Source organism: Nocardioides sp. NPDC047086 (assembly GCF_040643685.1).
Lineage (GTDB): Bacteria > Actinomycetota > Actinomycetes > Propionibacteriales > Nocardioidaceae > Nocardioides.
Genome location: NZ_JBEYUV010000011.1, coordinates 26,105 through 37,460 on the forward strand (window position 1 = coordinate 26,105; position 11,356 = coordinate 37,460).

The window sequence follows — 11,356 nt, forward strand, 5'->3', positions numbered from 1 at the left end:
CAATCTAGAACGTGTTTCAGTTCAAGGAAACCGTTTCAGCGATCGAGCTTGTGCCGGATACCGTCTGCCACGTGCAGATCCGCGAAGCGACGGCCGAGGACTGGCCGCAGATCTACCCGTTCTGGTCCGAGATCGTGGCAGCGGGGGAGACCTACGCCTACCCCGAGGGCCTCGCGTCCGAGGAGGCCAGGGAGCTGTGGATGTACGACCACGTCGTCGTCGCGGTCGAGGGTGACGCCGAGAATGAGCACGTTCTGGGCAGCGCGAAGATGGGCCCCAACCGCCCGGGCCGGGGCAGCCACATCGGCACCGCCTCGTTCATGGTCTCGCCGAACGCCCGCGGCAAGGGCGTGGGCCGCGCCCTCGCCGACTACTGCGTCAGCTGGCACCGTGACCAGGGCTTCCGCGGCATCCAGTTCAATGCCGTCGTGGAGACCAATACCACCGCCGTACGCCTGTGGCAGTCGCTCGGCTTCGAGATCATCGGGACCGTCCCGGACGCGTTCGACTCCACGTCGCACGGCCGGGTCGGCCTCCACGTGATGTATCTGCCGCTGACCTGACCTCAGGCTCTCGCGGGGAAGGCGATGCCCGTGTTGGCGTGGCAGCGGTAGCCGTTGGGCACGCGGTCCAGGTACTGCTGGTGGGCGGGCTCGGCGGCGTAGAAGGTCGGGACCTCGCGGATCTCGGTGGTGATCTCGCCGTAGCCCCGCCGGGCGATCTCGTCGCCGTAGACCTTGGTCAGCTCCTCAGCGGTCTCCCGCTGCGCGTCGGAGACGTAGTAGAGCGCCGAGCGGTACTGCGTACCGACATCGTTGCCCTGCCGCATCCCCTGCGTCGGGTCGTGGACCTCGAAGAACTTCTTGACGAGGTCGCCGTAGGAGACCACGGCGGGATCGAAGACGACCCGGACAGCCTCGGTGTGGTTGGTCCGGCCGCTGCAGACCTCCTCGTAGGTCGGGTTGGCCGTGGTGCCGCCCTGGTAGCCGACCGCGGTCGAGTAGACCCCCGGCGTCTGCCAGAAGATCTCCTCGGCGCCCCAGAAACAGCCGAGACCGAAGTACGCCACCTCGGACCCCTCCGGCGCGGTGCCGTCCTCGGGGGAGGCGAGCAGCGGCGTCCCCAGGACGCGGTGCTTCGCGGGCAGGTCGAAGAGGGCCTGGTCGCGGCCGGCGAGCGTGCGGTCCTCGGGGAAGAGCTGAGTCGGTCGGCCGAACATGCGGAACCTCCATTGGTCGGGTTGTCTACCAGTCTCCAACACAGTTCGACGCGCGAACGTTCCCGGATGGCCCGGGCGACGAGATCGGACGTAGGCTCGGACCGTGAGCGAGCAGCAGCACCTCGGCAAGGCCGGATTCGAGACCAAGGCGATCCACGCGGGCTACGAGCCCGACCCGACGACGGGTGCGGTGATCCCGCCGATCTACGCCACCACGACCTACAAGCAGGACGGCGTCGGCGGCCTGCGCAACGGCTATGAGTACAGCCGCTCCGCCAACCCGACCCGCACCGCGCTCGAGGGCGCGCTGGCGGCGGTCGAGGAGGGCGAGAAGGGGTTCGCCTTCGCCTCCGGCCTGGCCGCCGAGGACACCCTGATCCGCAGCCTGATGCGGCCCGGTGACCACATGGTCATCCCCGACGACGCCTACGGCGGCACCCACAGGCTGATCGACAAGGTCGAGAGCCAGTGGGGGATCGCGCACACCCCCGCGCAGGTCGCCGACGTCGACGCGGTCGCCGCCGCGATCCAGCCGGGCAAGACCAAGGTGGTCTGGGTCGAGACGCCGACCAACCCGCTGCTCAACATCGCCGACATCTCCGCGCTGGCCACCGTCGCCCACGAGGCCGGCGCCCGGCTGGTCGTCGACAACACCTTCGCCAGCCCCTACCTGCAGCAGCCGCTCACCCTCGGCGCCGACGTCGTGGTGCACTCCACGACGAAGTACGTCGGTGGCCACTCCGACGTCGTCGGTGGCGCCGTGGTCGTCCGCGACCTCGAGATCGCCGAGAAGATCGGCTACCTGCAGAACGCGGCCGGTGCGATCGCCGACCCGTTCGGTGCCTGGCTGACGCTGCGCGGCCTCAAGACCCTGGCCGTACGCATGGACCGCCACTGCGACAACGCCGAGCGCGTCGCCGACTTCCTGACCTCGCACCCGAAGGTCGGCGAGGTCATCTACCCGGGTCTGGAGACCCACCCCGGCCACACGGTCGCGCAGAAGCAGATGAAGCGCTTCGGCGGGATGATCTCCTTCCGCGTCGAGGGCGGCGAGGCCGCTGCGCTCGCGGTGTGCGAGCGCACCAAGATCTTCACGCTGGGCGAGTCGCTCGGCGGTGTCGAGAGCCTGATCGAGCACCCGGGCCGGATGACGCACGCGTCGGTCGCGGGCACCGACCTCGAGGTGCCGGCCGACCTGGTGCGGCTCTCCGTCGGGATCGAGTACGCCGAGGACCTGGTCGCGGACCTCGAGCAGGCTCTTGACCAGAGCTGAGGCGTCCCAGACCGCCGTCTGCGTCGACTTCGGCTCCACCTGGACCAAGGCGCTCCACGTCGACCTCGCCACCGGCGAGGTCCTCGGCTCCTCGAGCGCGCCGACGTCGCTGCACGAGGTGATGGAGGCGTACGACACCTGCTTGGCGGCCCTCGCCCAGCAGGACCCCCGGGCGGCCGAGGCCGAGATCCTCGCCTGTTCCTCGGCGGGCGGCGGGCTGCGGATCGCGGTGGTCGGCAACGAGGAGCTGGTGACCGCCGAGGCCGGGCGGCGGGTGGCGCTGTCCAGCGGGGGCAAGGTCGTCGCGGTCGTCTCGATGGCCTCACCTGACGCCAGAAGCGCACTTCGCCGCACCCTCGGAGCGACAAAGCCGGACCTTGTGCTGCTCACGGGAGGAACGGATGGAGGCAACGGGGAGGCGTTGCTCCAGGGCGCGGAGGAACTGGCAGCGGCAACACGCTCCGGCGTATGGCACGGCCCGGTGGTAGTTGCTGGCAACAACGCGGTTGTTGATCAAGCCGCCGGGTATATGGCAAACACCAAGGTGGGCCTCGACGTCATTGTCGCCGAGAACGTCGTTCCCAAGATCGGTGTGCTCGCCCCCGAGAGCGCCCGAGCGGCGGTCCGGGAGATGTTCCTCGAGCACGTGATCGGCGGCAAGAACCTCAGCAGCCGGGCCGACTTCCGGCGGATCGTCCAGGGGGCGACCCCCGATGTCGTGCTCCAGGGGGTCGAGACGCTGGCCGAGGTGCTCGGCGAGGACGTGGTCGTCGTCGACGTCGGCGGCGCCACGACCGACGTGCACAGCGTGGTCCGCCCCGACCCCGAGGCTGAGCACGTACGCGAGGAGGTCGTCGCCGTCACCCCGGTGACCCGGACCGTCGAGGGCGATCTGGGCATGCGCTGGTCGGCGACCACGACGCTCGCCGCGGCCGACCACTCCGACCCGAGCCTCGCCGAGTCGGATCTCTCCGGGGAGGTCGAGCATCGGCACAACCACCCCGGCTGGCTGCCGCGCACCGAGCAGGACAGGGACATCGACGAGCTCCTGGCGAGGATCGCGATCTCCACGGCGCTGCAGCGGCACGCGGGACGGTCGCGGGTCGTCCTGTCCCCGAGCGGCAAGGTGATCGAGCGCACCGGCACCGACCTGCGCCGGGTCGGCGTGGTGATCGGCTCCGGCGGCGTGCTCAGGCACGGGCGCCGAGGCATCGAGGGGCGGGTGATGCGCTGGTCGGCGCGCGGGGGATGGCAGCTCCCGGAGGGGCCGCTGCGGGCGGTCGACAGCGACTACGTGCTCGCCGCGGTCGGCCTGCTCGCGCGCTCGCACCCCGCGACGGCGCGGCACCTTGCGACCCACCTCGCACCCTCCCGGTAGCCTCTGTCAGGTGACGGATCAGGGGGATGCACCCGGGGGCGAGAAGTCGACCGCGAGGGATGGCTTCGAGCGGATGACAGGCGCGTTCAGACGCAACCGCGAGGCGCGTGAGGCCCAGCGTCACGCCCAGGAGGATGCCGACGCGCGGGAGTCCGCCGAAGTGGCCAAGGAGGCCGCCGCGGAGGCCCGCGAGTCGGCGGAGAACTTCGCCCTGCGCCTCGTCAACCAGTTCGAGCGCCTGCGCGAGGAACGACAGGAGCAGCTGGCAGCGCCCGAGCCGTTGACCGCGCCCAAGGCCGTGAGCCGCACCGACGTCCCCTACGGCGTCGAGCTCTCCGCGCAGTGGGCCTGGCGGTTCCTGGTGATCGTCGCCGCCGGCTACCTCATCGTCCGTGCGCTGGGCTTCCTCAGCATCGTCGTGGTCCCGGTGGTCATCGCGCTGCTGATCGCCGCGCTCGTCTCCCCGATCGTCAACGGCCTGGCCCGGATAGGTCTGCGGCGGAGCGTCTCGGCACTCTTCGTCGTGATCGGCGTGCTCGTCGTGGTCATCGCCATGCTGAGCTTCGCCGGCACCCAGGTCGCCAACGGCTTCAACGACCTCGCCGGGCAGACCGTCAAGGCGCTCGACGAGATCCGCGACTGGCTGATCAACGGCCCGTTCAACGCGAGCGAGACCCAGATCGACACCTGGCTCAACACGGTTCAGACCACCCTGGAGGACTGGGCGGCGGCGTACGCCTCCAACCCGTTCTCCCGGGTCAGCGAGGTCGGCGGGGTCGCCCTCGATGTCTTCGCCGGTCTGTTCATCGTGCTCTTCTCCACCTACTTCTTCTGCGCCGAGGGCGAGCGGATCTGGAGCTGGCTGGTCCGGCTCGCGCCGCGGGCTGCCCGCAGCCGGATGGACAGCTCGGGCCGGGTCGCCTGGGTCTCGCTGACCCAGTTCACCCGGGCCACGGTCATCGTGGCCGCGGTCGACGCGGTCGGCATCATGATCATCGCCGCGGCCCTGCAGGTCCCGTTCGTGGTGGCGATCGGCGTGCTCGTCTTCCTGAGCTCGTTCGTGCCGCTGATCGGGGCGACGGTCGCCGGCGCGGTCGCCGTGCTCGTCGCGCTCGTCTCCCAGGGTCCGGTGACGGCGTTGCTGATGCTCGGCGGCGTGATCCTGGTCCAGCAGCTCGAGGCCCACGGCCTGCAGCCGTTCCTGCTCGGTCGCTGGGTCCGGGTCCACCCGCTCGGCGTCATCCTGGCGGTCGCGACCGGCATCGTCCTGGGTGGCGTGGCCGGTGCGCTGGTGGCGGTGCCGCTGGTGGCCGCCCTCAATGCGGTCGTCAACCACCTGACCGCCACCGCCACCGCCCCCGCCCAGGCAGCGGCTCAGGCGCCGACGTCGCCGCCACCCCCGTTGTCGGCCGGCGGCCCGACCTCCCCACCCCGACCGAGCCCAGGAGCAGGCAGTGCCTGACATGCATGGTCAGCCGACGACTGGTCAGCCGACGTACGTCGACATCGTCGAGGCCCGCGAGCTGCTGCGCGACCACATCACCGAGACGCCCGTCCAGGGGGCCCGCTGGCTCACCGACATGATCGGCGACACGGTCATCCTCAAGTGCGAGAACCTGCAGCGTACGGGCTCCTTCAAGGCCCGCGGAGCCTTCGTACGCATCGCCCGACTGCCCGAGGAGCAGCGCAGGAACGGGGTGGTGGCCGCGAGCGCGGGCAACCACGCCCAGGGTGTCGCGCTGGCGGCGACCACTCTCGGCATCCCGTCCACCGTGTTCATGCCCGAGGGCGCGCCGATCCCGAAGGAGAAGGCCACCCGCGCCTACGGCGCGGAGGTGATCTTCGAGGGGCAGTACGTCGACCAGTGCCTCGAGGCCGCGATGGCCTTCGCCGAGCGCACCGGCGCCGTGATGATCCACCCCTTCGACCACCCCGACGTCGTCGCCGGGCAGGGCACGATCGGGCTCGAGATCCTCGAGCAGGCGCCGGACGTGAAGACGGTCGTCATCCCGCTCGGCGGTGGTGGCCTGCTCGCGGGTGCGGCGCTCGCGATCAAGGCGAAGCACCCCGACGTGAAGGTGGTCGGCGTGCAGGCCGAGACAGCCGCCGCCTACCCGGTCTCGCTGCGCGAGGGCCGCCCGATCCGGCTAGACAAGATGCCGACGATGGCCGACGGCATCGCGGTCGGCCTGCCGGGGGAGACCAACTTCCCGATGATCCAGACCTACGTCGACGAGATCCGTACGGTCTCGGAGGAGGCGATCTCGAGCGCGCTGCTGGCGCTCGCCGAGCGGGCCAAGCTGGTCGTCGAGCCCGCCGGCGCTGTCGGCGTAGCCGCCCTGATGGACGCGCCCGAGGCTTTCGAGGGACCAGTCGTGGTGGTGCTCTCGGGCGGCAACATCGACCCGCTCCTGCTCGGCAAGGTGATCCAGCACGGCATGACGCTGGCCGGGCGCTACCTGCCGGTCGCGGTGACGATCCCCGATCAGCCCGGTGCGCTGGCCACCTTGCTGTCGGTGATCGGCGACACCGGAGCCAACGTCATGGAGGTGGTGCACTCGCGCACCAACCCCGGACTGCGGCTCGCCGAGGTCGGCGTGCAGCTCCAGCTGGAGACCCGGGGTCAGACCCACGCCGAGCGAGTGCTCGAACAGCTGCGCAGCAAGGGATATCCCGCGACCACGCCCTGAGGCCACACCCTGACGTTCCGTGGAACGGTCCCGAGGTCGGAATGCGCAACGTTTCGGTCGCGAACTGTCTTCGGGTGTGGTTGCCTTGTTAAACTGAACCTTCTGACAATCTCCCGCGGAACGTTCAGCTGGGTGAAACACGCCCGCACAGCAGGGAGAAAAGGCGCCGGTGAATGGGGGTTGACCGGCGCCCCTTACCTATTCACTACCCATCAGGAGTAACTCGCTATGACTCAGTCGACCGAGACCACGGCTGCCACTATCTGGCTCAGCAAGGGTGCATTCGACAAGCTCACCGCGGAGTTGGAATACCTGAAGGGCCCCCGACGCCAGGAGATCCTTGCCGAGATCAGCTCCGCCCGTGACGAAGGCGACCTCAAGGAGAACGGCGGCTACCACGCCGCCCGCGAGGAGCAGGGCAAGCTCGAGGGCCAGATCCAGCAGCTCGAGGCCCTGCTGCGCAAGGCCGACACCACCGTCCCCGAGGACGACGGTATGGTCTCGGTCGGCAAGCTGGTCACCTTCAAGTTCGAGGGTGATGACGACGACGAGGCCGAGACCCGCCTCATCGCCTCGATCGAGATGAAGGACTACGCGGGCGGGGTCGAGATCTCCTCGGCCGCCTCGCCCATCGGCGCTGCCCTCATCGGCGCCAGCGCCGGTGACACCGTGACCTACGAGGGTCCTCGCGGGCCGCTCAAGGTCGAGATCCTGAAGACCGAGGTCTTCACCGGCTGACCCGCGTGCGGGTGCGCTGCACGGTCACTCGACCGTGCAGTCACCCCACTCGACCCGCAGCGCGCGGCGCTCGGTCGGGATGGTGATCGTCTGGCGCCCCTCGGTGGCGGTGAACTCGAGGTGGCCGACCTTCTCCTCCTGGTCGTCCTCGGCCTCGACGGTGCAGACGGGCTTCGCGTCCTTGTCGTGGAGGCGTACGACGAAGGTCACCTCGACCTCGTTCTCGCTGACGGCCTCCCACGTCTCCAGCCCGGAGGAGACCTCGGGGTGCAGGGCCAGCCACAGCGCCCAACCGAACCAGCCGATGATCGCGACCAGGGCGAGGGCCAGCCCGATGATGAGTACGCCCGGACGACGGCGCGGGCCGCGGCCGTAGCGGGCCGCGATGCGGGAATCTTCGGCTGAAGGCGTGCTCACGGAAAACATGGTCCCATCCCGCCGAAGCAGACCGCACATCCGTCCTGCCGCCCTACCCCCAAAGTTGTCCGCGGACTGGGAGCGGGTAACCGATCCGTGAGACGAGGCGTGGTTAGGATTGAACTCATGCCAGAGCAGCTCCAGCAGGTGTTCCGCCTGATGCACGTGCACGCGCACCCCGACGACGAGTCGAGCAAGGGCGCGGGGATCACCGCGAAGTACGTCGCCGAAGGTGTCGACGTCCATGTCGCGACGTGTACGGGCGGCGAGCGGGGCGACATCCTCAACCCGAAGATGGAACGCCCCGGGATCCTGGAGAACATCCACGAGATCCGCCGCGAGGAGATGCATCGCGCCCGCGACATCCTCGGCATCAAGCAGGACTGGCTCGGCTTCGTCGACTCCGGTTGGGTCGAGGAGTTCATGCAGGTCAAGGACATGGCGGCCAAGGACTGGTCCCTGCTCCCCGAGGGCTCCTTCGGCCGGACCCCGCTCGAGGTGAGCACCCGCCGGCTCGTCGAGATCATTCGCTCCTTCCGGCCGCACGTGGTCACGACGTACGACGAGAACGGGGGCTATCCGCACCCGGACCACATCATGTGCCACCGGGTCTCGGTGGAGGCGTTCCGGGCGGCGGGCGACCCCGACCTGTTCCCGGACGCGGGCGAGCCGTGGCAGCCGCTGAAGCTCTACTACAGCCACACCTTCAACTACCCGCGCACGCTCGCCCTGCACGAGGCGATGAAGAGCCACGGGCTCAGCTCGCCGTACGAGGAGCGCCTCCAGGACTGGAAGCCGGACCCGGGGTGGGACGAGCGGGTCACCACGAAGGTGGAGTGTGCGGAGTTCTTCGGCGTACGCGACCAGGCGCTGCTCGCGCACGCCACCCAGATCGACCCGGACGGCCCCTGGTTCGCGGTGCCGCGGGAGATCGAGAAGGAGGCGTGGCCGACCGAAGACTTCGAGCTGGTGACCTCCTACGTGCCGGTGCCCGAGGCGGCGAGGCGCGAGGAGACCGACCTGTTCGCCGGTCTCGACGTCTCCACCGCCGACGACGAGGGCAAGGCCGCGGTCGGTCGCGAGATCAGCTTCGGCCAGGTCATCACCGCCTGAGCCGTTCTCAGGCGAGGGTGAGACAATGTTCCCATGTCCGGCCTTCCGATGACGACCCTCGCGACGACGCAGTCGTTCCACACCTCTCAGCCCGCTCCTGAGCCCACCCCGCCGCAGGATGAGGACGTGGTCGCGGGCTGGACCGCCTTCGGCATCTTCATCGCGCTCTGCGTCGCCGTCGCGGTGATCGCGTGGAGCATGCTGCGTCAGTTCAAGAAGGTCGAGAAGGCCAAGGTCGAGGGTGTCTTCGGCGAGGAGGCCCAGGCCGAGGCGATCGCCCAGCAGGCGGCCAAGGACGAGATCAAGAAGCTGAAGCGCTAGTTTCTCGCGGCCGGCGACGCCGCCCGAGCCACCATCCGCCGGCACCGACCACCCCGATCCTGGCGGCGCTCGGCTCACTCGGCTGAGGTCCCCCAGAGATCACAGCGTCGGGGCGATCGAGGGCAGCAGGTCCTGGAACGTACGGCCGTTGCCGATCTCGCCGAGCGCGGTCATCGCCCAGCCGCCGTCGTGGCGGCTGACCTTGGCCATGATCTCCGCGGTGTGCGGCCCGGTCTGGCTCAGGTCGAAGCGGGCGATCTCGGTGTGGGTGTTCTCGTCGACGAGACGGCAGAACGCGTTCTGGATCTGGGCGAAGCTCTGCCCGGTGAAGGAGTTGATCGTGAACACGATCTGGGCGACCTCGGGAGGCACCCGGTCGAGGTGGAGGATGATCGACTCGTCGTCGCCCTCACCTGCACCGGTGCGGTTATCGCCGGTGTGGACGACGGCGCCGTCCCTCGACTTCAGCTGCCGGAACCAGGCCTGGTCGACGTGGGAGCCGGCCGCGTCGTAGAGGATCGCGGAGGCGTCCATGTCGACGTCGGCCCCGCGGAACCCGCCGAAGAGACCCTGTCTGACCGCGTCCCAACCGAGCGCGATCCGTACGTGCGTCATGCTGCTGCCGTCACCTGTGGTGAGCGAGACCGACTGTCCCTTGGCGAGCGAGACGGACAAGTGATCCTCCGATGGCTGGACCGACGAGCGGGCACAGCCACCTTAGTCAATCGTGACCGTCACCGGTTCCGTTCCACTCGCCTCGACCAGGATCCGGTTGTGCTCGGCCTCGCCGACGACCCGGCCGCCCTCGACGGCGATGTCCGCCCCGGAGGGGTAATGGAGCGGGCTGACGAAGATCTCGGTCGGCTCCTCGATGTCCGGGTTCGGCTCGTAGGTGTAGCTGAACGCGCCGGTGGCGGGGTCGAAGGCGAGGTCGACCGGGGTGCCGGCGGTGGCCTGCGGATAGGTGCGGACCAGCGTACGCAGCTTCTCGGCCTTCACCGTCGAGAGATCGGCGTCGTCGGCGAACATGCCCTGGGCGCCGTCGGCGGTGGTCGGGTCGTCCCAGTGCTTGTAGGCCCAGTGCATCCAGGAGGTGAAGTGGTCGTCGGCCGAGGCGGTGTCGATGGCCAGCAGCTCGGTGTTGTCGGTCGCGCCGAACTCCGACATCAGGTTGGTCGCGCCCATCGTCTCGGCCTGCTCGAGCGCCTTGGTGTTGTGGGTCTCGTCGTAGTCCTTGCAGCCGCTGACCCCGATCGGGATGCCCTGGGAGTCGAGATAGCCGAAGGGGCAGTAGCTGTGCCAGGAGTAGCCGACCTGGTCGTCGTTCGCCGGCCCGAAGCTCGAGTTGGGGACCTGGTTGGCGAGCAGCTGCGACTCGTACCAGACGATGCCGTCGGGATCGGACTCGCGGATCGCCGCCGTCGCCCGCTCGTACGCCGGCTGGAACTCGTCGCGGTAGGAGCTCTTGCACCCGGTGATCGGGCAGGAGAGCCACTCCCGGCCCGCCCACGGCTCGTTGATGAGGTCGTAGCCCATCGAGTAGGGCTGGTCGCCCCACCGTTGCGCGACCGCGCCCGAGGCCGCGGCCCAGCCGTCCTGTACACCGTTCTTGTTGGCCCAGAAGTTGTCGTAGACGGTGGCCAGCTCGGGGGTGAGGTAGGTTGCCGGGAAGGACAGCTTGATCGGCGGATGCAGGTTGTAGGGCGCCGGTCGCTTCGCCGCCCAGTCGGGCACGCCCTCGCCGCCGTACGTCTCGTGCCACATGTCCTGATGGAAGTCGTACTGCATCCAGATGCCCTCGTCGGCGAGCAGGTCGATCACCCGCTGCCAGTCGTCGAGGTAGTCCTCGTCGACCTCACCGGGGGCGTCCGGGGTCACGCCGGCCCACAGGGTGCCGATCCGGGCGCCGTTGAACCCGTGCTCCGCGAGCCATTCCGCATCGGCCGCCGTGAAGCCCTCGGCCGAGTCGGGCGGGACGTACGGATCGTGCTTCCAGACCAGGTTCTGGCCGTGCACCAGCACGGTTCGGCCGTACTGGTCGACCAGCCAGCGTCCCTCGCGAGACAGGCGCGGGGTCTCCTCGGCCGGGGCCGCCCCGGCCGGTCCGACCGGACTCAGCAGCGAGGTCCCGAACGCGAGCACAGCCGCCGCGGCGGCAACGATGGCGAAGCTTCCCGAGCGACGTGACATGTGCGGAACCTAGTGCT

12 protein-coding genes are annotated in these 11,356 nt (G+C 69.4%); 8 read left to right on the top strand and 4 right to left on the bottom strand.

Going from position 1 to position 11,356, the window contains the following annotated elements; all coding sequences use genetic code 11:
* Positions 1–71 precede the first annotated feature (71 nt).
* Positions 72–563, top strand: a complete 492-nt coding sequence (locus ABZ796_RS10450) for an N-acetyltransferase (protein WP_357336708.1) — start codon at positions 72–74, stop codon at positions 561–563.
* A 2-nt stretch (positions 564–565) separates the two neighbouring features.
* Here the strand turns inward: ABZ796_RS10450 and msrA are convergent, their stop codons facing one another.
* Positions 566–1,219, bottom strand: a complete 654-nt coding sequence (gene msrA / locus ABZ796_RS10455) for a peptide-methionine (S)-S-oxide reductase MsrA (protein WP_357336709.1) — start codon at positions 1,217–1,219, stop codon at positions 566–568.
* 103 nt (positions 1,220–1,322) lie between these two features.
* Here msrA and ABZ796_RS10460 point away from each other — a divergent pair, with 103 nt between their 5' ends.
* From ABZ796_RS10460 to greA, 5 genes are all read left to right on the top strand, one after another.
* Entirely contained in the window at positions 1,323–2,492 is a 1,170-nt protein-coding gene (locus ABZ796_RS10460; RefSeq protein ID WP_357336711.1) for a cystathionine gamma-synthase, read from the top strand.
* Positions 2,479–3,870 carry a glutamate mutase L gene (locus ABZ796_RS10465; protein WP_357336713.1) on the top strand — a complete coding sequence of 464 codons (1,392 nt, stop codon included), beginning with the start codon at positions 2,479–2,481 and terminating at the stop codon, positions 3,868–3,870. Before ABZ796_RS10460 ends, ABZ796_RS10465 begins: the two co-directional genes overlap by 14 nt.
* Before the next feature lie 10 nt (positions 3,871–3,880).
* The gene (locus ABZ796_RS10470) at positions 3,881–5,332 is read left to right on the top strand and encodes an AI-2E family transporter (RefSeq protein ID WP_357336714.1); all 1,452 of its coding nucleotides are present in this window, start codon (positions 3,881–3,883) and stop codon (positions 5,330–5,332) included.
* Between the two features lies 1 nt (position 5,333).
* Complete coding sequence (ilvA, locus tag ABZ796_RS10475) at positions 5,334–6,560, top strand: threonine ammonia-lyase (protein WP_357336874.1); 1,227 nt, start codon at positions 5,334–5,336, stop codon at positions 6,558–6,560.
* Between the two features lie 228 nt (positions 6,561–6,788).
* Complete coding sequence (greA, locus tag ABZ796_RS10480; protein ID WP_357336716.1) at positions 6,789–7,298, top strand: transcription elongation factor GreA; 510 nt, start codon at positions 6,789–6,791, stop codon at positions 7,296–7,298.
* A 24-nt stretch (positions 7,299–7,322) separates the two neighbouring features.
* On the opposite strand, the gene ABZ796_RS10485 is transcribed toward greA, so the two are convergent.
* A complete protein-coding gene (locus ABZ796_RS10485) occupies positions 7,323–7,715 on the bottom strand; it encodes a DUF4307 domain-containing protein (protein ID WP_357336718.1) in 393 nt (130 codons plus the stop codon).
* A gap of 126 nt (positions 7,716–7,841) precedes the next feature.
* Between ABZ796_RS10485 and mca the strand changes: the two genes are divergently transcribed.
* On the top strand, positions 7,842–8,828 hold the full coding sequence (gene mca, locus ABZ796_RS10490) for a mycothiol conjugate amidase Mca (RefSeq protein WP_357336719.1): 987 nt from the start codon (positions 7,842–7,844) through the stop codon (positions 8,826–8,828).
* A 33-nt stretch (positions 8,829–8,861) separates the two neighbouring features.
* A complete protein-coding gene (locus ABZ796_RS10495; protein WP_357336721.1) occupies positions 8,862–9,149 on the top strand; it encodes a hypothetical protein in 288 nt (95 codons plus the stop codon).
* A 99-nt stretch (positions 9,150–9,248) separates the two neighbouring features.
* Here ABZ796_RS10495 and ABZ796_RS10500 read toward each other — a convergent pair whose 3' ends face one another.
* Both ABZ796_RS10500 and ABZ796_RS10505 read right to left on the bottom strand, forming a co-directional pair.
* Positions 9,249–9,824 carry a TerD family protein gene (locus tag ABZ796_RS10500; RefSeq protein WP_357336722.1) on the bottom strand — a complete coding sequence of 192 codons (576 nt, stop codon included), beginning with the start codon at positions 9,822–9,824 and terminating at the stop codon, positions 9,249–9,251.
* A gap of 42 nt (positions 9,825–9,866) precedes the next feature.
* On the bottom strand, positions 9,867–11,339 hold the full coding sequence (locus ABZ796_RS10505; RefSeq protein WP_357336723.1) for a cellulase family glycosylhydrolase: 1,473 nt from the start codon (positions 11,337–11,339) through the stop codon (positions 9,867–9,869).
* Between the last annotated feature and the right edge of the window lie 17 nt (positions 11,340–11,356).